The sequence below is a fragment of the Ruegeria arenilitoris genome (genome assembly GCF_013035315.1).
In the GTDB taxonomy this organism is placed as follows: Bacteria; Pseudomonadota; Alphaproteobacteria; order Rhodobacterales; family Rhodobacteraceae; genus Ruegeria; species Ruegeria arenilitoris_D.
This window is the reverse complement of record NZ_WQHP01000001.1, coordinates 510,510-533,209: the sequence shown is the minus strand read 5'-3', so window position 1 is coordinate 533,209 and position 22,700 is coordinate 510,510. Positions and strand designations below refer to the sequence as shown.

At 58.4% G+C, this 22,700-nt stretch carries 20 protein-coding genes; 9 read left to right on the top strand and 11 right to left on the bottom strand.

Going from position 1 to position 22,700, the window contains the following annotated elements:
- Positions 1–15: 15 nt before the first annotated feature.
- The 4 genes from GOV53_RS02625 to GOV53_RS02610 form a co-directional block, all read right to left on the bottom strand.
- The gene (locus GOV53_RS02625; protein ID WP_170464088.1) at positions 16–1,326 is read right to left on the bottom strand and encodes an HlyC/CorC family transporter; all 1,311 of its coding nucleotides are present in this window, start codon (positions 1,324–1,326) and stop codon (positions 16–18) included.
- A 63-nt stretch (positions 1,327–1,389) separates the two neighbouring features.
- Positions 1,390–2,343, bottom strand: a complete 954-nt coding sequence (locus tag GOV53_RS02620; protein WP_170464086.1) for a tyrosine recombinase — start codon at positions 2,341–2,343, stop codon at positions 1,390–1,392.
- 2 nt (positions 2,344–2,345) lie between these two features.
- Positions 2,346–3,869, bottom strand: coding sequence for a hypothetical protein (locus tag GOV53_RS02615; RefSeq protein WP_170464084.1), 1,524 nt, complete (start codon positions 3,867–3,869; stop codon positions 2,346–2,348).
- The gene (locus GOV53_RS02610) at positions 3,859–4,008 is read right to left on the bottom strand and encodes a hypothetical protein (RefSeq protein ID WP_170464083.1); all 150 of its coding nucleotides are present in this window, start codon (positions 4,006–4,008) and stop codon (positions 3,859–3,861) included. The genes GOV53_RS02615 and GOV53_RS02610 overlap by 11 nt, the downstream gene beginning before the upstream one ends.
- A 79-nt stretch (positions 4,009–4,087) precedes the next feature.
- Here GOV53_RS02610 and GOV53_RS02605 point away from each other — a divergent pair, with 79 nt between their 5' ends.
- Entirely contained in the window at positions 4,088–4,675 is a 588-nt protein-coding gene (locus GOV53_RS02605) for a shikimate kinase (protein ID WP_170464080.1), read from the top strand.
- Positions 4,676–5,788, top strand: a complete 1,113-nt coding sequence (gene aroB, locus GOV53_RS02600; RefSeq protein ID WP_170464078.1) for a 3-dehydroquinate synthase — start codon at positions 4,676–4,678, stop codon at positions 5,786–5,788.
- Here aroB and GOV53_RS02595 read toward each other — a convergent pair whose 3' ends face one another.
- Together GOV53_RS02595 and ssb are read right to left on the bottom strand one after the other, a co-directional pair.
- Positions 5,789–6,859, bottom strand: a complete 1,071-nt coding sequence (locus GOV53_RS02595; protein ID WP_170464077.1) for a site-2 protease family protein — start codon at positions 6,857–6,859, stop codon at positions 5,789–5,791. It abuts the gene before it with no gap.
- A gap of 18 nt (positions 6,860–6,877) precedes the next feature.
- Complete coding sequence (gene ssb / locus GOV53_RS02590) at positions 6,878–7,384, bottom strand: single-stranded DNA-binding protein (RefSeq protein WP_170421413.1); 507 nt, start codon at positions 7,382–7,384, stop codon at positions 6,878–6,880.
- Between the two features lie 207 nt (positions 7,385–7,591).
- On the opposite strand from ssb, the gene GOV53_RS02585 reads away from it, so the two are divergent.
- Entirely contained in the window at positions 7,592–8,170 is a 579-nt protein-coding gene (locus GOV53_RS02585; protein ID WP_170464074.1) for a lytic transglycosylase domain-containing protein, read from the top strand.
- 51 nt (positions 8,171–8,221) lie between these two features.
- On the opposite strand, the gene GOV53_RS02580 is transcribed toward GOV53_RS02585, so the two are convergent.
- The 5 genes from GOV53_RS02580 to miaA form a co-directional block, all read right to left on the bottom strand.
- Positions 8,222–10,309, bottom strand: coding sequence for a dipeptide ABC transporter ATP-binding protein (locus GOV53_RS02580; protein ID WP_170421407.1), 2,088 nt, complete (start codon positions 10,307–10,309; stop codon positions 8,222–8,224).
- Between the two features lie 92 nt (positions 10,310–10,401).
- Positions 10,402–11,865, bottom strand: a complete 1,464-nt coding sequence (locus GOV53_RS02575) for an ABC transporter permease (RefSeq protein WP_170421404.1) — start codon at positions 11,863–11,865, stop codon at positions 10,402–10,404.
- Between the two features lie 13 nt (positions 11,866–11,878).
- Positions 11,879–12,925: an ABC transporter permease gene (locus tag GOV53_RS02570; RefSeq protein ID WP_170464073.1), complete on the bottom strand. Its 1,047-nt coding sequence runs from the start codon at positions 12,923–12,925 to the stop codon at positions 11,879–11,881.
- Between the two features lie 135 nt (positions 12,926–13,060).
- On the bottom strand, positions 13,061–14,731 hold the full coding sequence (locus GOV53_RS02565) for an ABC transporter substrate-binding protein (RefSeq protein ID WP_170421398.1): 1,671 nt from the start codon (positions 14,729–14,731) through the stop codon (positions 13,061–13,063).
- A gap of 333 nt (positions 14,732–15,064) precedes the next feature.
- On the bottom strand, positions 15,065–15,955 hold the full coding sequence (gene miaA / locus GOV53_RS02560) for a tRNA (adenosine(37)-N6)-dimethylallyltransferase MiaA (protein WP_170464071.1): 891 nt from the start codon (positions 15,953–15,955) through the stop codon (positions 15,065–15,067).
- A gap of 96 nt (positions 15,956–16,051) precedes the next feature.
- Between miaA and pyrH the strand changes: the two genes are divergently transcribed.
- The 6 genes from pyrH (at position 16,052) to GOV53_RS02530 (ending at position 22,637) form a co-directional block, all read left to right on the top strand.
- A complete protein-coding gene (pyrH, locus tag GOV53_RS02555) occupies positions 16,052–16,804 on the top strand; it encodes a UMP kinase (RefSeq protein ID WP_170464069.1) in 753 nt (250 codons plus the stop codon).
- 251 nt (positions 16,805–17,055) lie between these two features.
- Positions 17,056–18,282: an aminotransferase class V-fold PLP-dependent enzyme gene (locus tag GOV53_RS02550; protein WP_170464067.1), complete on the top strand. Its 1,227-nt coding sequence runs from the start codon at positions 17,056–17,058 to the stop codon at positions 18,280–18,282.
- Positions 18,283–18,329: 47 nt separating this feature from the next.
- Positions 18,330–19,754 (top strand): cryptochrome/photolyase family protein, encoded by a 1,425-nt coding sequence (locus GOV53_RS02545; RefSeq protein WP_170464065.1) that lies wholly within the window; start codon positions 18,330–18,332, stop codon positions 19,752–19,754.
- Positions 19,755–19,823: 69 nt separating this feature from the next.
- Positions 19,824–21,032, top strand: coding sequence for an SAM-dependent methyltransferase (locus GOV53_RS02540; RefSeq protein ID WP_170464063.1), 1,209 nt, complete (start codon positions 19,824–19,826; stop codon positions 21,030–21,032).
- 17 nt (positions 21,033–21,049) lie between these two features.
- Positions 21,050–21,490: a TrgA family protein gene (locus tag GOV53_RS02535; protein WP_170464061.1), complete on the top strand. Its 441-nt coding sequence runs from the start codon at positions 21,050–21,052 to the stop codon at positions 21,488–21,490.
- 31 nt (positions 21,491–21,521) lie between these two features.
- Entirely contained in the window at positions 21,522–22,637 is a 1,116-nt protein-coding gene (locus GOV53_RS02530) for an NUDIX domain-containing protein (protein ID WP_170464058.1), read from the top strand.
- Positions 22,638–22,700: the final 63 nt, after the last annotated feature.

Sequence of the window (22,700 nt, the reverse complement as noted above, 5' to 3'; positions counted from 1 at the left end):
ACATGCGCGCCGTCGTCAAAGAGGTCGGATCTTGAGTTCCGTAATCCGGTTGCCTTCGCGCTTCGTCACCTCAAAGCGGAAGCCATGGAATGAGAAGACCTGACCGACAATCGGGATCATCTGCGCCTCGTGAATGACCAGACCGGCAACGGTGTTGGCCTCTTCGTCGGGCAGGGACCAATCCATCGCGCGGTTCGCGTCACGGATCGTTGTGGCACCTTCGACCAGGAACTGCCCGTCTTCGGTACGGGTCACGGCGACCTCTTCGTCAATGTCGAACTCATCCGCGATCTCACCGACGATTTCCTCGAGGATATCTTCGAGCGTGATCAACCCGCGCAGCGATCCGTATTCATCCACGACCAGCGCAAAGTGGCTGTGCATCCGCAGGAATTCCCGCATCTGATCGTCCAGCGTGGTCGTCTCGGGTACAAAGTACGGGTCGTTGGCGACCTTAAGAATGTCGAATTCTTTCAGACGACTTTCAGTGCCTTCGCTACCGCCAGCATGGGCGTACATCGCGCGGAAGAGGTCCTTGGCATGAACGACGCCAACGATGTTCTCCTGCTCATCCCTGAACACAGGCAGTCGGGTATGACTACTTTTCAGACATTGCTGAAGGATGGCCTCGGGCGGGGCATCCGCATCGATCATCTCAATGTTCGAGCGGTGCAGCATGATTTCTTCAACAGCGCGATCACCCAGGTCCAGCGCGCCCAGAATACGGTCGCGGTCTTCCTTTTCGACCACGCCTTCGGAATGGCCCAGTTGCAGCGCACCGGCAATTTCCTCGCGAACGGCCAGAATGTTGCTGTCTGGGTCGATCCGCACGCCAAACAGGCGTAGTACGCCGCGCACCAAAAGGCGCACAGCCGCAACGATGGGTGAGAATACCGTGACCACAACGCGGATGATCGGCGCAACGGCCGAGGCCGCCTTTTCTGAATTGGTAATTGCGTAGGTCTTGGGCAGAACCTCGGCAAAGATCAGAACCAGCAGGGTCATCACAAGCGTCGCCAACGCAACACCGCTTTCCCCGAACAGCCGCGTGAAAAGGGCCGTTGCCAGTGACGCTGCAAGGATGTTGACGAGGTTGTTGCCCAACAGGACCGAGCCGATCAGCCGTTCGTTGTCATCGGTGATGTCCAGCGCAATCTGCGCCCCGCGCGAGCCCTTGTCGGCCTGCGCCCGCAGTTTTCCGCGTGATGAGGCGGTCAAAGCCGTTTCAGAACCCGAGAAAAAGCCCGACAGGACAAGCAAAAATAGAATGGCGCCTGTGGTAAACCAGAATGCGCCGTCGATCAAAGAAGCAGAAGAGGGTTCCATCGGTCCTTGGTTGTTCGTGTAACTGCAACCGTTATGGGGTCGCGACCGCAGCGGATCAAGGGGTTAGCCCGCGTCATCGCCCTCTTTCGCCAGCGGGTGATGCTGCAAGACAAGCTCTGACAGGCGTTCGTCCAGAACATGCGTGTAGATTTCGGTGGTTGCGACATCTGCATGACCCAAAAGAGTTTGGATAGACCGCAAATCAGCGCCATTCGCCAGCAGATGCGTTGCAAAAGCATGCCGCAGGGTGTGCGGGGTCACTTTTTCGGGCGATACGCCACCCTCGACCGCCAGTTCCTTAATCAGCAGAAAAAACCTGTGGCGAGTCAGGTGCCCAGATTTTCCACGCGACGGGAACAGAAATTTTGAGCGTTGCCCACCGTCGGCCACCTGTTTGTCTTCGGCCTCATCGCGGATCATCAGCCACGCTGCCAATGCATCGCGCGCGGGCGGCGATAGGGGCACCATTCGTTCTTTGCCGCCTTTTCCCAGCACCAACAGCATCCGAGGGTCACCACGGGCCGAGGATACCGGCAACGACACCAGTTCGGTCACACGCATCCCGGTGGCGTAGAGAACCTCCATCAGGCAGGTATTGCGCACCCGGTCCGCCTCTTTGCGGCCAGTACGGCGCGCGGCGTCCAGCAGGCGGTCCACCTCGACAATGTCCAGCGTTTTGGGAAGGCGTTTTTGCCGGCCTGGTCCCTTGATCTGAATGGCGGGGTTGGTTTCCAGCCAGCCTTCCTCGAACGCGAACCGGTACAGTTGCTTGATCGCGGACAATCGGCGCGCACGGGTCGAACGGGACAATCCCTGTGCGTCGCAATCGATCAGGTACTGTTCGATCTGGTCCCGTTGCGTGTCGGAAAACCTTGTTTTGCGACGGTCCAGCCAAGCCGAAAACTCTTTCAGATCGCGCCCATAGGCCAGCTGTGTGTTGGTCGCCGCGCCCAATTCGGCAGCCTGCGCCTGCAAAAAGGTGGAAATCCACAGCTCTTGGGTTGCGGGGGCTGCCATGGCTAGTTGTCCTGTAGGATCAGAACATTCAGCGCCGCGCGGCGAGCCGTATCTTCAAGGCCAACACGGCGCAGCGTCGCGATTGCGGCTGTCAGGTCGACAAGGTTTCCCCGTGATCCGTGGGCAAACCGCTCCATCGTTTCCAGTATCGCTTCGCCCAGTTGGTCATTGTCCAGCATAGCCTCAATATTCGACGGAATAGGCGCAGCCCAGGCAAACCCTTGCGCCACCGCATCCGCCAGAGGCGAGGGGGAACGTGCGCGACCTGGATCGCCCTGCGCCAATGCGGCAAGGAACTGGCTTTCGTCCGATTCATCCGGAACCGAGAGAGCTGCGGTTTCATAAAGCTCGGACAACAAAAGGACGCGCCAGCGCAGTTTCTCAGCAGCTGGGTCCGGTAGTTCCACCTGAGACAGGCGTCCAGCAAACAGTTCGGCAAACGGCACTTCCAATCCCACCGAACGCATTTGCGACCAGACCGATGTCAGCGCCTTTGAGATTTTTTCGGGATCGCCTGAGTCCAGCGCGGCTTCGAACCGTTGCACGGCCGATACCCTGTCCCACACCGCGCCGGACGCGGCCGGAGAGCGCTCGGTATAAAGGCCCAGCAACTGGTTCGGTGTCAGCGCACCTATCCGGGTCAATCTCTCTGCAGCTTCAATCTGCGCCTTCCAGCCAGCCACGTCCCGCAAGTCAGCATTGGCAAAGGCGCGGGGCAGCGGGGCCGACGGCAAACGCTCACCAATCGCTTCAAAAAGTCGGAAGGTCAGCGGGCTGGGATCGTCAGGTTGCGGCAAGTATTCCGCATCTTCGAACAACTCGGGGCTTAGGAAACGGTCCAGCACGTCCAGCTCATCTGGCGGCAGAATCTGCAACGCATGCGCAGCCTCGAGCGTCAGTGCGGCCGAGGCCCAGTCGCCGCGCCGCGCCTTGCAGAATATCTGCGCGGCGTAGTCTTGCGACAGGTGTGGCTTTGCTATCAGCGAGGTGCAACTGCGATCCTCATCCCCGGTCAATAGGGTGGCATCAAACCAGCGCTTGAACCGATCGCGCGAGTTGGTCGGGCCAGCCAGTTGGACCAAGGATTGCGCCGGGTCGGCGGCTCCAAGCTGCATCAAGCGGTCCAGTCGGGCGAGTAACAATGTCTCTTCAGCATCCGACCCTGCGGGCGCGCGGGCCTCGGACAGTATCAGGGTGAACAGAAGACGCTGCATCGCGGGATTGTACCGCACGGGTACACGCCCGATCAGTTCCGCCAAACGATCTGCGTCGCTGTTCTGCCAAAGATTTATCGGCAGACCGGTCACCGACGAGGACACCAGCCCCAGAGGTTGCGACAGGGCTTCAAGCGGCGTGACCTCGATATCCGGCTGAATACCCGTCTGCGTCACCGGGGGTTCCAGCAGCACAGTACCCGGTAGGTTCTCGGGCGGGTCCGCCAACCAGTCGATCACGGACAAGGGGGACTGTTGCGCATGTGCCGAACCGGCCAGCAACAGTGCAGCCAGGGCGGCTTTATTCCACATTCAGGATTACCGGCTCTCGAATCTCGTCTTGCGGGGCAGAAAAATCCACCCCGAATATCGGACCCAGATAGGCATAGCCCACCAGCCCCAGAAAACACAGGCAAACAAGATATACCAGGAACTTGATCAGACGGCCCATTGCTCAACGCTGCCCCAATTTTGTCTTTTGCCATAGTTATAGCTGGCATTTTTCTTAAGATCACGTCATTCACAGTGAAATGAGCGAAATTAAGCATAACACCCACACCGAGGGTACGGATGCGGTCTTTGAACTGCACAAAACGGTTGTTTTGGTGGGGATGATGGGGGCCGGAAAGACCGCTGTGGGCCGTGCTTTGGCCGCGCGGCTAGGCGTTCCTTTTCTGGACAGCGACGCCGAGATCGAATCGGCCGCAAACATGACCATCCCCGAGATTTTCGAGCGGGATGGCGAGCCGTTCTTCCGCAGCAAGGAAAGCCAGGTCATCGGGCGTCTTCTGGACGAGGAAAAAGGTATTCTGTCCACGGGCGGAGGTGCGTTTCTGGCCGAACAGAACCGCCAAATGATCTCGGACCGCGGCGCCTCAGTCTGGTTGCGCGCGGACCTGAATGTTCTGTGGAACAGGGTTAAGCATAAAGATACGCGGCCGCTGCTGCGAACGGCTGATCCCTATGCGACCTTGCGCGCCTTGTACGAGGACCGCGTCCCGGTTTACGCCCAAGCGGACCTGACGGCGCAGTCCGATGGCGAAACCTCGGTCGAGAATATGGTGGACCGGGTTGTTGCAGCCTTGCTGACGCGTCCCGACGTATTGGAACAGAAATAGATGCACCAAACCGTACATGTAGAGCTGGGCGAACGCTCGTATGATGTTGAAATCGGGCCGGATCTGCTGGCCCAGTCCGGCACGTTGATTGCGCCCTTGCTGCATCGGCCAAAGGTTGCGGTTCTGACGGATGAAAACGTCGGTGCGTTGCATCTGGAGGCACTGCGTGAGGGTCTTGCCGCCTCTGGGATCGCGATGACCGCGCTGGCCTTGCCCGCGGGCGAAGCCACCAAAAGCTGGCCGCATTTTGAACGCGCGGTCGAATGGCTGCTGGCGGAAAAAGTCGAACGCCGCGATGTGGTGATCGCTTTGGGCGGCGGCGTCATTGGAGACCTCGCCGGCTTCGCAGCTGCTGTCCTGCGGCGCGGAGTGCGGTTTGTCCAGATCCCGACCTCGTTGCTGGCGCAGGTCGACAGCTCGGTCGGTGGCAAAACCGGCATCAACGCGCCACAGGGCAAGAACCTGATCGGAGCGTTCCACCAGCCTTCGCTGGTTCTGGCCGACACAGCGGTTCTGGGTACGATGACCCAACGGGATTTTCTGTCCGGCTACGGTGAGGTGGTCAAATACGGCCTGCTGGGGGACGCTGAATTCTTTGAATGGCTGGAATCCAATGGGCCGGACGTATCGGGCGGTGACATGGCGGCGCGGGTGCGCGCGGTGACCCGCTCGGTCCAGATGAAGGCTGATATCGTGGCGCGAGACGAGACCGAGCAGGGCGATCGAGCGCTGTTGAATCTGGGACATACGTTCTGCCACGCCCTCGAGGCCGCCACCGGGTATTCGGACAGGTTGCTGCACGGTGAGGGCGTTGCCATTGGCTGTGCGCTGGCCTTTGAGCTGTCGTCTCGCCTCGGGCTATGTTCGCAAGAGGATCCAAGCCGCGTTCGGGCGCACCTGCGGGCGATGGGGATGAAAACCGATCTGGCCGACATTCCGGGTGAGCTACCGGGGGCAGACGCTCTGGTCGATCTGATGGCTCAGGACAAAAAGGTGATCGACGGACAACTGCGGTTCATCCTGGCACGCGGCATCGGGCAAGCCTTCGTCACCTCGGACGTCCCGCGCGAGGCCGTGCTGTCGGTGCTAGAGGACGCATTGGCGACCATCTGATCAGCGGCCTCGGATCACCATCAGCTCACCGATGTTTTCGCGGGTGATATAGCCCACCATATGCCCCGCCTGCGTGCAAACCGCGACGGCGGGCGCGCCCTTGTGCAGCTTTTCCAGCACCATCTCAAGGCCGCTGGTCAGTTCGACGCGCGGTATGTCGGTCTCCATGATCGTGGTTGCCAGATCAGATCGTGGGGTCTCTTGCGCCAGCGCATTGAACAACCTGCCGCGCGCCACAAAGCCCAGCAGGACGCCATCCGCGCCCAAAACCGGGAACTCATGCTGCGTGGTGTGGATCACGGCCTGCGCTGCGGTGGCCAGCGTGTCGGTCGGGGACAGGGCGTGGAACTCGGTAATCATCGCATCGCGCGCCAACACTCGTCGTGCAGCCGAGCGCATGGCCACGTCCTGGCTTTCGGCGTTTGCTGCGACGAAGACAAAGACAGCGATCAGAACCAGAAGAGGATTTCCAGTGCTGAGCCCCAGGAAACCGAACGCGACCGCCACCATCTGACCGGCCAGAGCGGCCACGCGTGTGGCTTTGACCCGGTTCATGCGCAGGCACAACAGCGCACGGAATACCCGGCCACCATCCATCGGGAAGGCCGGGATCATGTTGAATGCTGCAAGCAGGAGGTTCACGTAGGCCAACCGGTTCAACAACCCGGCATTGGTCAGGTCGATCCGGGCCATATCGGCGAGCGGCATCCCCGCGCCCAAAACCATGAGAACGATAAAGATCACCACGTTGACCGCAGGTCCTGCCAAGGCCACCCAGACTTCTTGCATAGGGTTTTCGGGCATCCGTTCAAGCCGGGCCAGGCCGCCGATCGGGAGAAGGGTAATGTCGGGGGTCTTGATGCCGTATCGCCGCGCCATCAGTGCGTGGCCGAACTCATGCGCAACCACGCAGGCAAACAGCGCCAGAACAAAGATCAGGTTCTCGATCGCGGCAGGCATTCCGCCGCTGGAGTAGGCGGCAAAGCCAACCCAAGCCAACAGCAGGAAGAAGGTGACATGGACCCTCAGTTCCGACCCGAGCAGGCGGCCGAGTGAGAAGGACCATGTCATGTCGTGTCTCCGTTTTGCTTAGAACGGAATCTCGTCGTCGTCGATTCCGCCGGATGCAGGGGCGGGGGCGCTTGATTGGCCTCCGTAGGGGTCGCCATAGCCGCCGCCGGCCTGACCACCGCCATAGCCGCCGGACTGACCGCCGCCATAACCACCACCACCGCCGCCTTCACCGCGGCTGTCCAGCAGGGTCAGCTCGCCGCGATAGGGGCGAAGAACGACCTCGGTGCTATAGCGATCCTGACCGGATTGGTCCTGCCATTTGCGGGTTTCCAGCTGGCCTTCGATGTAAACTTTACTGCCTTTACGCAGGTATTGTTCAGCAATCCGCGCCAATGGCTCCGAGAAGATCGCAACCGAGTGCCATTCGGTCCGTTCCCGACGCTCACCGGTGTTGCGATCTTTCCAGTTCTCGGAGGTGGCGATGCGCAGATTGCAAACCTTGCCGCCGTTCTGGAACGACCGAACCTCGGGATCGCGGCCGAGATTTCCGACCAGAATGACCTTGTTAACTGAACCTGCCATGTATTTCCCCGTTCTTGTCTGACTCGAGTGCGCCCGAATCTGGCGCGATGTATCTTTGCGACCCTATACGGCCTGCGTCATGGTTAAAACACAGTTGATGTGGGCAACACCGGGCAAGAATTCGCACGGGTTTGATTTACCAAGCTTTCATTTTTGCCTGAAATATCTATAATCAGTCGGGTTCGAGAACGAGCGGGATTGTCTTTTATGCGTTTTCTGGTTGGTTGTTTTTCTGTTCTGAGTCTTTCTCTGGCCTCAATTCCGGCAGCGGCTGACACCTTGTCTACCAAAAGCCGCAAGGACATCTTTCTAAAGCAATCCAAAATCCTGGATACGCGCGCAGCGACTCAATATCGCGATTCCTCGCGCCTTAAGCCCAAAACCGCACAGCCGCAGTTCAGCAAACGCTATACGGGCAAATACCGTGGCCAGTACCTGAGCCTGGCGCGCGAGGCGGCCCGGAAACACAAAGTGCCTGAGGAGCTGTTCCTGAGGCTGGTGCAACAGGAAAGCGGCTGGAATCCGCGAGCGGTCTCGCACAAAGGCGCTTTGGGGCTGGCACAGTTGATGCCGGGCACCGCACGTCTGTTGGGCGTGAACCCGCATGACCCCAAGCAAAACCTGGAAGGCGGGGCTAGGTATTTGTCCTGGCAGTACCGCAAGTTCAAATCCTGGCGTCTTGCGCTGGCGGCCTACAATGCAGGCCCACAAGCCGTTGAAAAGCACGGTGGCGTGCCGCCGTACAAAGAAACCCAGAACTATGTGAAGGTGATCTGGGGCGGTTGACCCGCCCAGCATCGATGAAAAAAACCGGCCCAGAGGCCGGTTTCTTCAGGTTTATTCTGCTGCGATCTTAATGACCGGCTCCATGCGGGCCAAGATCTCTTCGGACAGATGGCATTTGACCTGATGCCCGTCCGCTAGCGTTTTGACTGGCGGCACGTCTTTCTCACAAAGCCCGCCCGGAACTTCGGATTTCCAGCGGCAGCGTGTTTGGAACGGACAGCCCGGTGGTGGGTTCATAGCTGACGGAATATCGCCTTCCAGAACGATGTGTTCCTTCTCAATCGACGTGTCAGCAATCGGGACCGCACTCAGCAAAGCCTCGGTATATGGGTGATAGGGCGGCGCAAAGACCTGATCGGTGGTGCCAAGCTCGACCACATGGCCCAGATACATCACCATTACCCGGTCGCTGAGATAGCGCACAATCGACAGGTCGTGGCTGATGAACAGCAGAGTAGTTTTGTGCTCGCGCTGAATCTCCATTAGCAGGTCCGTGACCGCCGCCTGAACGGACACATCCAGCGCCGAAACCGGTTCGTCTGCGACCACAATCCGGGCATCCCCGGCAAAGGCGCGGGCGATGCCGACACGCTGTTTTTGCCCACCAGACAGCTGGCGTGGCATCCGTTCAGCAAAGGCGCGCGGCAGTTTCACCAGGTCCAACAGCTCCAGCATTCGCTGTTTCCGCTCGGCCTCTGAATTTCCTACCCCAAAGATCTCCAACGCCCGGATGATCTGCCGACCAACGGTCATTGAAGGGTTAAGTGTGTCGAACGGGTTCTGGAACACCATCTGAACTTCGCCGACCGTCTTGGCATCGCGTTCTTCGATGGGCACAGCCTCGATATTGCGATTGTCCAACAGGATTTGCCCGTCTGTGGCCGTCTCCAGCCCCATCAGCACTTTGGCAAAGGTGGACTTGCCGCAACCGGATTCGCCAACGATTGCCAGCGTTTCGGACTCATGGGCCTCGAAACTCAGCGTTTCGTTAGCTTTCACGACTTTCTTTTCACCGCCGCCGAACAGGGCATTTGCAGCCACCTCATAGTACTTCTTGAGGTTGTCCATCTTCAGAACGGTACGGCCGATCTCGGCTTTTTCCTTCTGCTCGCCCACTGAGATCGGCGCGTTCCAGTCGATCTCTTTGAACTTCAGACAACGCGTATGGTGCCGGTCGTTGCCGGGCACAGGCTCCATCAGAATATTCTGCGCGTCACAGCGACCTTCCTCGAAATAGTCGCAGCGCGGGCCAAAGTTACAACCAGGCGGGCGCTCATGGGGCAACGGGAAGTTGCCGGGAATGGCCACCAGCGGGCGGGCGTTCTTGTCCGCGCCGGGCAGTGGGATCGAACGGAATAGCGCCTGCGTATAAGGGTGCTGCATTTCGTCGAACACGTCGTGGATCGAGCCGCGCTCAACTGCCTCGCCGGAATACATCACGCACAGCCGGTCGCAGGTTTCCAGTACCAGGCCAAGGTTGTGCGAGATGAACAGCATCGAAGTGCCGTACTTTTTGCCCAGGTCCTTGACCAGTTCCACGACGGCAGCCTCAACCGTCACATCCAACGCGGTGGTCGGTTCGTCCAGGATCAGCAGAGCAGGTTTCGACATCAACGCCATCGCAATCACGATGCGCTGCTGCTGGCCGCCTGACAGTTGGTGCGGGAACGAGTTCAACATCCGTTCAGGGTCGGGCAGGCGCACATCGGTGACCACCTCCAGCGCGCGCGCATAGGCCTCATCTGAACTGACGCCCTCATGGATCATCGGCACTTCCATCAACTGCTTGCCGATCTTCATCGCCGGGTTCAGCGAGGCCATGGGCTCCTGATAGATCATCGCAATTTCGTTGCCGCGAATGTCGCGCAATTCGTCCGAGCTCATCTCGGACAGATCGCGGCCCTTGAACTTGATCGTTCCACCAACGATGCGCCCGTTCTTGCCGAGGTCCTGCATCACCCCCAGCGCAACAGTCGACTTGCCGCACCCGGATTCGCCAACCAGTCCTACGGCCTCGCCGGGTTGTACGCTGACCGAAAAATCCATAACGGCAGGAATTTCCCGCAGGCGGGTGAAGAATGAAATCGACAGCTTGTCGATCTCAAGAATTGGCCCGTCATAATCCGCCAGTTTGTTCATCTGTGTTTCTCCTCACCAGATCGCGGGGATCCCCTTCATCTGGCTAAAAATACCTCGGGGGTCCGGGGGCAGCGCCCCCGGCCTCGATCACATCAGTCCTTCAGACTTTCTTCGCGCAGACCGTCTGCCAAAAGGTTCAGTCCAAGAACCAGCGACAGCAGGGCAAAGGCGGGAGGAAGGGCAGGGTGCAGATAGATCGACAGAAGCTTGCGCCCCTCGTTGATCGTCGAACCCCAATCCGGGCTTTCCGGCGGCAGACCAAGGCCAAAGAAGCCCAAGGTTCCCAGCAAGATCGTGGTGTAGCCAATGCGCAGACAGAAATCGACGATCAGCGGACCACGTGCGTTGGGCAGGATTTCCCACAGCATGATGTACCACGGACCCTCGCCGCGTGTTTGGGCAGCTGCCACATAGTCCCGTGTTTTGATGTCCAGCGCGAGTCCGCGCACGATGCGGAACACCGTGGGCGAGTTCACAAAGACCACCGACACGAACACAACCAGAATACCGCCCGGAATATCGAACAGGTCCAGGTAGGTTGGCAAACCCCAGATACGGTAGTCATCGGTATTAATGACATAACCACCCGTCGAAATCAGCGACAGGTACAGCCACAACGCCAGCCCCAATACACCGATCAACAGCGGAGTACGGAACTTTGGACGGGTGTAGTACCGCGAGTTCAGAAGCACGCCGATGAACAGGATCGGGAAGATGAACAGCACGGCCGCCATATAGTTCGGAACGCCGGTCGCGACGATCTCTGGTGTGACCAACAGGTAGAAGAGCAGGATCACCGGGAACGCCAGGATCAGGTTTGCAAGGAAGGACAGGAATGTGTCCAGACGCCCACCGTAGTATCCGGCAGGCAGGCCCAGAGTGATCCCGACCATAAAGGCAAACATCGTCGCCAGTGGTGCAATCTGGACCACGATCCACGCGCCCTTAACCATGCGGCTAAAGACGTCGCGGGCCAGGTTATCACCGCCCAACAGGTACCACGCGTATTCGCCCTCTTCAGGGCTGGGCAGAGGCGTTCCGGGCACTTTGTTTTTCATACCGGACACCTGCACCAGCGGGTCATGTGTGACGATCAGATCCAGCGCTCCGAAGATGCCGGTAAAGACCCAGAACATCACAAGGCCAAAGCCGATCATGCCGATGGGGCTGTCGAACAGTTTACCGTACAGCCCCAAGCGACGCTTGAAGGCGATGGACATCGCAAAAAGGATGATCAGCGACAACCAAACAGGCAGAAACTGTTGTGAGATAGCCCCGATAATCCCGGCGCTGGTGCCCATGAGGATACCAAGCACAATGTAGGCAAGTGACAGGACGACACAGGCGATGAAGCTGTATTTCAACGCCGATTGCGTCAGCCCCCGCATGCCGCTGCCCGAGCTGATTGTGCCGTCGACATTCACGCTTACCGGGGTTTCCGGCAGGACGATGCTGCCGACGATCCAGACAACGATCGACACGATCAAGGCGGCCAGCGCAATCATCAGGATGGGGTTCAGAAAGGCGATAGAGCCGGTCCAGCTAAGAGGTTCCATGTTCTATCCTCCCTTACGAAATACGGATGCGCGGGTTGAGGTAGACATAGCCGATATCGGATATCAGCTGCGTCACCAGCACCACAAAGACCGACACGACCGAAATCGCCAGCAAGAGCTGAATGTCGTTGTTGCCCGCCGCCTGCACCAGCGCCCAGCCAAAGCCCTTGTAGTTGAACAGGGTCTCAACGATCACCACGCCGTTCAGCAGCCACGGGAACTGCAGCATGATAACTGTAAAGGGCGCGATCAGCGCGTTGCGCAGCGCGTGCTTCATAACGATGTTGCCGAAGGAAACACCCTTAAGGCGCGCGGTGCGGATGTATTGCGCGGTCATCACCTCGGTCATCGAGGCGCGGGTCATTCGGGCGATGTAGCCCATGCCATAGAGCGCAATGGTCAGAACCGGCAGGAAGAAGTTCTCGAAGGTCGGGGTCTCCATCGCTTGTGTTGCCGTGCCCTTGAACCATTTCAGGCCCACGGTGGACGACGTGAAGATCGCGATGAAAATAACGCCGGACACGTATTCAGGTGTCGCGGTCGTGATGATCGAGAAGGTGGATAGGGACCGATCCAAAGCTGATCCTTCTCGCATACCAGCAAGTACACCGACCAAAAGCGCGGATGGGACCATCAGGACCAGAACCCAGAACATCAGGTATCCGGTGTTGCCCAAGCGCTTTCCGACAATACTGCCAACCTCGTCCTTGAAGACCGTTGAATACCCCCAGTCGCCCTGCAGAACGCCGCAATACCTTGGGGTCGTTTCCTCGGTCGATCCAGGTCGGGTACAGGTGCCCAGGAACGTGCCGTCATCAAGTGTCTTGATGTAACCGGGCAGAACACCCAGCCATTGTCCGTACTTGACCAGCGTGGGTTGCAGATACCCCCGGTTCTCAAGCCAGGTTTCGACCTGTTCGTCGGACATCCGCTGGTTGCCCTGCGTTTTCGCAAGCTTTTCCAGGTTTGGGTAAAGGTTGGTCAGAAAAAAGACCACGAAAGTCAGGCACAATGCAGTGAGTAGCATGACGCCGAACCGTCGGAGGATGAATAGTCCCATGATGGCCCCTGTTGTTCGGGTGTTCCGCAGATCATTGGACCATTTTCTGGCCTCGGACATCCGACCCCGTGTCGGCCTGTCTGCGGCTGGAAAGGGGCGCCCCGATCAGGCGCCCCCGTTAACATCAGGCAGAGCTTAGGCCGCCCAGCCCCACTTATAGTGGTGATGCTCGAACGAGACGTGCATGTCGGTGCCGACAAGCCCGTCCTTCATGTGGCGATAGAGCGAACGCCAGTACGGCTGAATGGTCACGCCTTCTTCCTGGATCATCGCTTCGCCCTTGGCGACCACTTCGCGGCGCTTGTCCGCGTCAGCAATAGCCAGCGCTTCGGTCAGCAGGGCGTCGAACTCGGGGTTCGCCCAGCCGAATTCGTTCCAGGCTTCGCCCGAACGGTAGGCCAGCGCCCAGATCTGAACGCCCAGCGGACGGTGGTTCCAGTTGGTCGAGCTGTACGGATACTTCGCCCAGTCGTTCCAGAAGGTGTTGCCCGGCAGAACGGTCCGCTTGACCTTGATACCCGCATCACGCAGCTGTGCGGCAACCGCGTCGGTGGTGTTCCGGCGCCAGTCGTCGTCGATCGAGATCAGCTCGTGCTCGAAATCGGCCATTCCGGCTTCTTCCATCAGTGCACGGGCACCTTCGGGATCAACCTTCTGCGGCGGCAGTTCGTAGTAGTCCGGGTGGATCGGACCAACGTGGTGGTTTTCCGCAGGCGAGCCGCGGCCACCAAAGCCCAGTTCCAGACAGACCGAATTGTCCACGGCCATTTGCAGAGCCTGACGCACACGCTTGTCTTCGTAGACGCGCTTGCCGTCAACTTCAGCCAGCTGGTTCGGACGGATGACAATGGTGTTCATGGTCACCACTTCCGACTTCACATAGCCAAGGCCGTCCATCACGTCGATGAATTCACCAACCGATTCATACAGCATGTCGACTTCATCGGACTCCAGCGCGGCCAGCCATGCGGACGGGTCGGTGCCGTAGTCGATATAGACGATGCTATCCAGAGCAGGGCGGCCAAAGACCTCTTCACCCCACCAGGTGTGGTTCTCGTTGCGGACCAGAGTGGCCTTCACCCCGACTTCCAGATCCTGAACCAGATACGGGCCGGTGCCCACGTTGTTCAGCAGGTCGTTCTCGCTGAACGAGCTGTGGACGATCGCCGCAGGATAGTCAGCCATACCCGCAATCAGCGAGATGTCAGAGGCGGGCAGGTTCAGTTTGACAGTGGTTGGGTCAACTACCTCGATGCCACCTTCGATCGCCTGACCCGTGTCTGCGTCGACGAGCGTCGCAAAGCGGCCCGCCATCGAGTTGGTTTCCGAGCTCTTGTCGCACCAGCGCGCAATGTTGCGGGCCACGTCATCTGCAGTGAAGTCGTCGCCGTTGTTCCACTTGACGCCCGGGCGCACCTTCAAAGTGTACTCGGTTGCGTCTTCGTTGACTTCCCAACCTTCCAGCAGCATGCCGCGGAACGTACCGTCCGAGTTGTATTCGACCAGGTTCTCAAGGGTGCCGCGGGTGACGTTCGCAATTTGCGACCAGTCATATGTACGGGGGTCTTTCAGCGCACGAACTTCCATCTGAACGCGCAGGGTGCCGCCTTCTTTCTTGGCGTCTTCACCTTCTGCATGCGCCGGTGCCGGCAGACCAATCAGGCCATAGGCTGCTGCCGCTGTAACGCCCAAGCCGGTGGTGCGGGTCAGGAATTCGCGTCGGTTCAGCTTACCGTCCCGGTATTCCTGAGCGTGCATTTCTGCTGCCCAGTGAACCGGTGCTCCGGTCGTTGTTTTGTTTGTCATCAACATTACTCCCTGTGAAACGGTATTTTTTTAGGATGCTTTTGTCTAACCGCTCAGACCGTCGTTATCCGGTTGGCGGTTTCGGTCATTGTTCTGGCATTGCATTCTGCACATCCCCATACCCGACATTCCGCACCAGAAACGGGGTAAGGTCAATGTTCGAAATCGTCATTAGAGGTACAAAAACGACATTGACAGCCAGAGTTTACCCTGCGGCGCAGTGCCATAGCGGCATTAGTGCCAGTCGCAGCGACCCAAAAACATGACAGATTCGCATCCTGACCGTCGGGTCGGCAACAGAGAAGACTTTTGCTTTAATTTATTGAAGTATCACTATGACAAGTCGATTGTATTCCACGACTTCATCCGTGCTCGGAACCATGTGCGCTGGCGTTTGGCGAATTGGCGGGTGGAAATTGTCGCTCGATTCCGCGCCTCATCCAGCGTCATGGTGCCATCAAGATATACCATCAGCTCTGGGACGCCGATGGCTTTGAATGCAGGAAGCGACGGGTCATAGAGATCGCGCATTTGCTCGACTTCGGCCAGCGCCCCGGTTTCCAGCATCTGATCGAACCGCCGGGTGATGCGGTCCAGAAGCCATTGCTTATCCACGTTAAACACAATCGGCACGGCGTCGTTCAGGTTCAGAACCGGCGGCGGCGTTTCGTCCTGCCAGGCGGAAAGGCTTTTGCCGGTGGCTTGCTGTACTTCCCACGCGCGCTGAACCCGTGCGCGGTTCTGCGTGTCAATGCGGTCGCGGGTCAGGCCGTCGACCCCGTCAAGCAGAGCCTCAAGGCTCAGGTTATCTGCCTGTTCCCGTATTTCAGGTGGAGTCGCCGGGATATCCGCCATGCCTTCGGTCAGGGCCGAAAAATACAGCCCCGTGCCCCCCACGATGATTGGCCGAGCCTTGCCGCGCAGCAGCGGCTTGACCTCGCGCAGCCAATGACCTGTGGAATAGGACTGATCGTAGGCGACATGGCCGTACAGCAAATGCGGCGCACGGGCTTCATCCTCGGCCGAAGGGCGGGCCGAGATCACGCGCCAGCAGTCATAGACCTGACTCGCGTCAGCATTTACGATGACGCCGCCGAATTGTTCGGCAATTTGCAAGGCCAGCTCGGATTTGCCTGATGCGGTAGGGCCGGCGATCAGCACCGGCTTATCGTCAGGGATCGGGGGCAAACGGTCCAAAATCTGCGATGTAGGGGCTTTGGTCATTTCGGGCCGCCTCATTCCTAACCAACCGCATTGAACCTGCGGAGTTTTTGCTTCATTTTGCGCCGGAAATAAACCCGTGCCAGCCCGGAGCGCAACATGAGCCTTTCCCCGAACACCGATACCGCCGAAACTCCAAAACCAAAGTATGATCGCGTGATGCTGAAAATCTCGGGCGAGGCGCTTATGGGCGATCAGGGGTTTGGCCTGCATCCGCCCACCGTTCAGCGCATCGCGCAAGAGGTTAAATCGGTCCACGATCTGGGCGTTGAGATTTGTATGGTCATCGGTGGGGGCAACATTTTCCGCGGCCTCAGTGGCTCGGCACAGGGCATGGAGCGGACGACCGCCGATTACATGGGCATGCTGGCCACCGTGATGAACGCTCTGGGGATGCAATCGGCACTGGAAGAGATCGGGGTGTTCACACGTGTGATCTCGGCCATTCGTATGGATGAGGTTTGCGAGCCTTACATCCGCCGCCGCGCCGTGCGCCACCTTGAGAAAAAGCGGGTTTGTATCTTTGCTGCCGGGACCGGCAACCCGTATTTCACGACCGATACCGCCGCGACTTTGCGCGCCAACGAAATGGCTTGTCAGGCGATCTTCATGGGTAAGAACGGTGTCGACGGCATCTATGACAAAGACCCCAAGGAACACGCGGATGCCGTGCGCTATGACACGGTCAGCTATGACGATGTTCTGGCTAAGCGCCTGCGGGTCATGGATGCCTCGGCGATTGCGCTTGCACGCGACAACAACCTTCCGCTCATTGTGTTTGGTCTGGATGAGCCCGGCGGGTTCCGCGGTATTCTAGCGGGCGAGGGTACGTATACCAAAGTTCAGGGCTAAGCTACGCGACAGCTTGCCGAAAAGCCGGGCTGCCCAGCCCGGCTTTTTTCATGTGCCAGCCGCGTAGTGTGCTTGACGAAGCTCTACCACCTCGGCAGTTTGGCGCTGTTCCTGCGGATTTACACGTCGGGGCTGTCTGCACACGTTTTGGCGGCGGACTGGGCTGGAAGACCTGCCATGATTTCCGAGGTTTCCGAAATCATGCTCGGGCACCTCTTGGATGAACGTGCATGATCAAGGAGAGACGTGCGATGAGCGCTCTGGATATCAATTTTGTCCGGTCACAGTTTCCGGCCTTTTCCGAACCCGTTCTGCAGGGGCAGGCCTTCTTTGAAAATGCTGGTGGATCATACACTTGCAGGCCAGTTCTTGACCGACTTACGCGGTACTACACCCAGCGCAAAGTGCAGCCCTACGCCCCGTACGACGCCAGCCGTCTGGCCGGTGAGGAAATGGACGAGGCGCGTGTGCGGATGGCAGCCATCCTGGGTGTCGAAGCGGATGAACTAAGCTTTGGTCCCTCGACAACTCAGAACACCTATGTGCTGGCGCAGGCTTTCAGGCAGTGGATGCAACCCGGCGAAGCCATCATTGTGACCAATCAGGATCACGAGGCGAACTCGGGCCCATGGCGGCGGCTGGCGGACGAGGGGATCGAGATCCGCGAGTGGCAGATTGATCCGGAAACCGGCTCTCTGAACCCGATGGACCTGGAAAACCTGCTGGACGAAAAGGTCCGGCTTGTGTGTTTCCCCCATTGCTCGAACGTGATTGGCGAGATCAACCCGGTCATTGAAATTACCGCGATCGCGCACGCGGCGGGCGCGTTTGTCTGCGTGGATGGCGTGTCTTATGCCCCGCACGGGTTCCCGAATGTGGGTGATCTGGGGCCAGATATCTATCTGTTTTCGGCCTATAAAACCTATGGCCCGCATCAGGGCTGCATGGTGATCCGTCGCACCATCGGGGAAATGCTGCCCAATCAGGCGCATTTCTTCAACGGTGATGTTCTGTATAAACGCTTTACTCCGGCTGGACCGGATCACGCCCAGATCGCTGCAAGCGCCGGCATGGCGGACTATGTGGACCTACTCTGTGACCATCATGGCGAACCGGCAAAGGACGCAGCCCAGCGTGGTGGTTTTGTTCACGACCTTATGCGCGGTCATGAAATCGAATTGCTGCAACCTGTTCTGGACGCGGTCAAGGATCGCAATGCGGTCCGTTTGATCGGAACCTCTGATGCGTCGCGCCGTGCGCCGACCGTGGCCCTCGCGCTGAACCGAAACGCCGAAGCCATCGCAGCGGAGCTTGCCAAGCACGGAGTTATGGCCGGAGGCGGAGACTTTTACGCCGTGCGCCCACTGCAGGCGATGGGGGTGGATCTGGATCAGGGTGTGCTGCGGGTCAGCTTCACGCATTACACCTCGCAACAGGAAATTGATCAGCTTTTGAATGCACTTGACGACGTTTTGTGATCCAGTGTCCGCTCTGCTTCGTAACCGAAGAAAACACCAGGGCGGACATGGAAAACGAGCGGTCACCGATCATCATGTGGTTCCGGCGGGACTTGCGCCTGTCGGATCACCCAGCACTGAGTGAGGCGGCTGAAACCGGGCGTCCGGTCATTCCCGTGTTTATTTGCGACGACAGTGTCGATGCGCTTGGCGCAGCGCCGAAATGGCGACTGGGTTTGGGACTGAAAGCCTTTTCCGACGCGCTCCGGGACGCGGGCAGCAAGTTGATCCTGCGGCGCGGCGATGCTTTGACCGTACTTCAGGACCTGATCACAGAGACCGGGGCGCAAAGCGTTTTCTGGTCTCGCGCCTATGATCCCGAAGCCATCGCACGGGACACCAAGATCAAGGCCGCATTAACGGATCAGAACGTCTTGGCCAAATCCTTCTCTGGCCATCTTTTGTTCGAGCCTTGGACTGTCGCGACCAAAACCGGGCAGCCGTTCCGCGTGTTCACTCCGATGTGGCGCGCGGTGCATAACCGGGATGTTCCGACCCCTTCGACCGCTGTAACGCATCTGCCGACGCCTGAAACGTGGCCCATGTCCGACGATCTTGAGGATTGGCGCCTGGGCGCGCAAATGCAGCGCGGAGCAGCCGTTGTAGCTCCTTTCGTTCGCCCGGGCGAGGCCGCTGCCATTCAGGCGCTGCACCAGTTTCTGGACCGCGTAACCGACTACTCTGACCATCGGGACCGTCTGGACATCGATGGTACGTCGAACCTTTCGGAATACCTGTCGTTGGGCGAAATCGGCCCGCGGAGCGTATGGCACACAATCCAGCAGGCCGGCATGACCGGTGTGCAGGGGGGGGAACCCTATTTGCGCCAGCTCGTCTGGCGCGAATTCGCCTATCACCTGATGTATCACACGCCATCGTTGCTGAGCGGAAACTGGAAGCCCGAATGGGATAGTTTCCCTTGGAACACCGATGCCGACAGCCCCGAAGTCATTGCCTGGAAGCAGGCCAAGACAGGGGTGCCGGGCGTCGATGCCGGTTTGCGGCAGATGTATGTGACCGGGCGGATGCACAATCGCGCCCGAATGATCGTGGCCAGTTACCTGACCAAACACCTGATGACCCATTGGAAAATCGGTATGGACTGGTTTTCGGAGTGTCTTATTGACTGGGACCCGGCCGCGAACGCGATGGGCTGGCAATGGGTTGCAGGGTCAGGACCGGATGCTTCGCCATTTTTTCGCATCTTCAACCCGCAGACGCAGCAGGAAAAGTTTGATCCGCAATCGCGATATGTCCGGCAGTGGATCGTCGAGGGGCAGGCCAATCCGCCCGAAACTGCGTTGGCCTATTTCGATGCGGTTCCGAAGTCTTGGGGCCTCAGCCCAACTGACCCGTACCCTCAACCCGTTGTGGCCTTGGCCACCGGCAGGGCGCGCGCGCTGGCGGCTTATGAAGGTCGAAAGAACCAGTAAGGAATTGAAAACTTGCCAGAAACACAAACTCGGCCTAGCCTGTCGCAGAGGCCGCACAGGGGAGAGCGGATGATTTTGACGACCACAGACGGGCAGAAAGACCTGCCCAGATACTTTGCTCAGGTTTTTAAGATGCTGAACCGGATGGAATCCGGGCGGCTGGATATCGCCTTACCGGACGGACGGGTGTTCCGAACCGAAGGCGCGAAAGCCGGGCCTGTGGCACGCGTCGACATTCACAACCCGGATATCTTTGCTCGCCTGATCCGCGAGGGCGAGCTGGGGTTCTCGGACGGGTATCTTGAAGGCGATTGGAGCACGCCTGACCTACGGTCTTTCATGGATCTGGTGCACCTGGGTAATGAAACGGTCTATGACGACTTTACCGGCAAGGTTCTGGTTCAGATGTATGAACGCCTGCGGTTCTGGCTGCACCGGAACAACCGGGCGCAGGCGAAAAAGAACATCTCCTATCACTATGATCTGGGTAACGAATTCTACGGTCTGTGGCTGGATGACACGATGACCTATTCCAGCGCCTTGTTCGAAACAGGGCAGGAAAGTCTGGAAAAAGCGCAGACTGCCAAATACGCCAGCCTTATCGATGAAATGGGGGCCAAGCCCGGCGATCATATTCTTGAGATAGGCTGTGGCTGGGGCGGGTTCGCCGAATACGCGGCCAAAGAGCGTGGCCTGCGGGTCACAGGTCTGACAATCAGTCAGGAGCAGTTGAAGTTTGCCCAGCAACGCATGGAAAAGGCTGGGCTTTCTGACATGGTTGAGCTCAAGCTGCAGGATTACCGCGATGAGCGCGGCCAATATGATGGCATCGCGTCGATTGAGATGTTCGAGGCCGTTGGTCAGAGATACTGGCCAGTGTATTTCGAAACCGTGCGCGACCGCCTAAAGCCGGGCGCGCAAGCTACGCTGCAGATTATCACGGTCGCTGATCATAGGTGGGATGTGTACCGTAACGGTGTTGATTTCATTCAGAAATACATCTTTCCGGGTGGTATGCTTCCGGCCCCGACTGTGTTGAAGGAACAAATAACCAACGCTGGATTGAACGTGGTCAAGTCGAAGGAGTTTGGCAAAAGTTATGACCTGACTCTGCGCCGTTGGTACGACACGTTCAATGACAAGTGGGATGAAATCTCGGAAATGGGCTTTGATGAGCGTTTCCGCCGCATGTGGAATTATTATTTGACCGCCTGCGGCGCGGCCTTTGACACCGGTAATTGCGATGTGACACAGATCACTATAGTGAAACCGAGTTAAGGAATGGACTTGAAGTAATGCCCACTGCCGCGCGACTTACTGCTGCACTCTGTCTTTTGGTCGTGGCATTCCTGGTTTCAGGTATGGTGATAGAAAATGGCGAGGAAGGCAAAGACTACGGCATTTTTACCCAGGTCAACATGTTCATCGGTGTGGTTTGTGGTTGGTGGATCATGGGCAAACGCGCGGGGCGCGGTTGGACCGCTGCGATCAACAACGGGTTAACCGGAATCGCTTCACTTGTATTCTGGGGCCTGTTTGTTCAGGGCGTTTACGAGATGTTCCGCCTAGCCATGCGGCATAGGTTTGACGGCCCATTCGAAGCGGTGATCGCCATTTTCGAGTTAGGTGTGGAATACGGTCGCCAATTGATTGCACCCGAGATATTGTGGACCTTGGCTATCGGCGCGCTTGTGGCCGGGTTGGCCACCGAGGAAGCAAAGCGCCGTTGGCGCTGAACTGGGCGCAGATTTACGAAAGAAAACAACAGTGTCCGATCTGTTCTTCTATGGCACGCTCCGGCATATGCCATTGCTGGAGCTTGTGTTGGGGCGACCAGCCTCGCAACTCAAATTCTCTCAGGCTGCTTTGAAAGACCGCGCCGTTTGTGCGGTGCAGGATCAGCCATTCCCGATGATCTTGCAGGAAGACGGTGGCGTCGCCCATGGCCTGTTGGTGAGGGGTTTGACCGAGGAAGACCGCAAGCGGCTGATTTTTTATGAGGGTGGTTTTGACTATGACCTGAGCCCTCAGACTGTCGACCTGAATGACGGGACGAGCGTTGAAGCCAGGGTATTTTACCCCGAACCGGGGCTTTGGACTCCGGGGCAGCCGTGGTCCTTGCAGGCTTGGGCCGAGGAATGGGGAGAGTTGACGGTTCTGGCCGCGCAAGAGGTTATGGCGCATTTTGGGCGCGTCGATGCAGAACATATCGCGCGCAGTTTCCCTGCGATCCGTACACGCGCCTGGGCCAGACTCGCAGCGCGCCAACGCGTGACTGGTGACACCAGAAACACTGCGACAGATGTCATCGTGCGTGACCGAAAACAACCATATATCAACTACTTCGCGATGGACGAAGTCGCGGTGCAGTACCGTCAATACGACGGTTCGATGGGGCCGGTGCTGAACCGAAGCGGTTTGATGCAGGGCAGCGCTGTGATCGTTCTGCCCTTTGATCCGGTGCGGGATTCTGTGCTGTTGGTCGAGCAATTCAGGACACCGGTCTATCTGATTGATGATCCCGAACCCTGGATGTGGGAGCCGGTCGCCGGCATGATTGATCCCGGCGAAACACCCGAACAAGCGGCCCGGCGTGAAGCAGAAGAAGAGGCTCAGATCACACTGAACAGCCTGCACTATGCGGGCGGTGCGTATTCTTCCAGCGGGTCATCGACTGAGTATCTGCATCTTTATGTCGGGCTGGCCGATTTGACCAAAACCATCGACAATGGCGGACTAGGCACAGAGGGCGAGGATATCAGTACGCAAATCCTGCCCTATGAACGGTTCATGGACCATGTGGACAGCCACGGGTTCAAGGATTTGCCTCTTTTGGCGCTGGCGCATTGGCTTGCACGTCATCGTGACCGTCTGCGCGGATGACTTTCGCCGCTTGTGGTCGTCGCCCGGCGCAGGTAAATCTGCGTTGATCCGTAATGAAATGAG

What these genes read in the sequence shown, in the direction of transcription:
- GOV53_RS02625 (WP_170464088.1), bottom strand. Translation starts at nt 1,326, where the DNA reads ATGGAACCCTCTTCTGCTTCTTTGATCGACGGCGCATTCTGGTTTACC.
- GOV53_RS02620 (WP_170464086.1), bottom strand. Translation starts at nt 2,343, where the DNA reads ATGGCAGCCCCCGCAACCCAAGAGCTGTGGATTTCCACCTTTTTGCAG.
- GOV53_RS02615 (WP_170464084.1), bottom strand. Translation starts at nt 3,869, where the DNA reads ATGTGGAATAAAGCCGCCCTGGCTGCACTGTTGCTGGCCGGTTCGGCA.
- GOV53_RS02610 (WP_170464083.1), bottom strand. Translation starts at nt 4,008, where the DNA reads ATGGGCCGTCTGATCAAGTTCCTGGTATATCTTGTTTGCCTGTGTTTT.
- GOV53_RS02605 (WP_170464080.1), top strand. Translation starts at nt 4,088, where the DNA reads ATGAGCGAAATTAAGCATAACACCCACACCGAGGGTACGGATGCGGTC.
- aroB (WP_170464078.1), top strand. Translation starts at nt 4,676, where the DNA reads ATGCACCAAACCGTACATGTAGAGCTGGGCGAACGCTCGTATGATGTT.
- GOV53_RS02595 (WP_170464077.1), bottom strand. Translation starts at nt 6,859, where the DNA reads ATGACATGGTCCTTCTCACTCGGCCGCCTGCTCGGGTCGGAACTGAGG.
- ssb (WP_170421413.1), bottom strand. Translation starts at nt 7,384, where the DNA reads ATGGCAGGTTCAGTTAACAAGGTCATTCTGGTCGGAAATCTCGGCCGC.
- GOV53_RS02585 (WP_170464074.1), top strand. Translation starts at nt 7,592, where the DNA reads ATGCGTTTTCTGGTTGGTTGTTTTTCTGTTCTGAGTCTTTCTCTGGCC.
- GOV53_RS02580 (WP_170421407.1), bottom strand. Translation starts at nt 10,309, where the DNA reads ATGAACAAACTGGCGGATTATGACGGGCCAATTCTTGAGATCGACAAG.
- GOV53_RS02575 (WP_170421404.1), bottom strand. Translation starts at nt 11,865, where the DNA reads ATGGAACCTCTTAGCTGGACCGGCTCTATCGCCTTTCTGAACCCCATC.
- GOV53_RS02570 (WP_170464073.1), bottom strand. Translation starts at nt 12,925, where the DNA reads ATGGGACTATTCATCCTCCGACGGTTCGGCGTCATGCTACTCACTGCA.
- GOV53_RS02565 (WP_170421398.1), bottom strand. Translation starts at nt 14,731, where the DNA reads ATGACAAACAAAACAACGACCGGAGCACCGGTTCACTGGGCAGCAGAA.
- miaA (WP_170464071.1), bottom strand. Translation starts at nt 15,955, where the DNA reads ATGACCAAAGCCCCTACATCGCAGATTTTGGACCGTTTGCCCCCGATC.
- pyrH (WP_170464069.1), top strand. Translation starts at nt 16,052, where the DNA reads ATGAGCCTTTCCCCGAACACCGATACCGCCGAAACTCCAAAACCAAAG.
- GOV53_RS02550 (WP_170464067.1), top strand. Translation starts at nt 17,056, where the DNA reads ATGAGCGCTCTGGATATCAATTTTGTCCGGTCACAGTTTCCGGCCTTT.
- GOV53_RS02545 (WP_170464065.1), top strand. Translation starts at nt 18,330, where the DNA reads ATGGAAAACGAGCGGTCACCGATCATCATGTGGTTCCGGCGGGACTTG.
- GOV53_RS02540 (WP_170464063.1), top strand. Translation starts at nt 19,824, where the DNA reads ATGATTTTGACGACCACAGACGGGCAGAAAGACCTGCCCAGATACTTT.
- GOV53_RS02535 (WP_170464061.1), top strand. Translation starts at nt 21,050, where the DNA reads ATGCCCACTGCCGCGCGACTTACTGCTGCACTCTGTCTTTTGGTCGTG.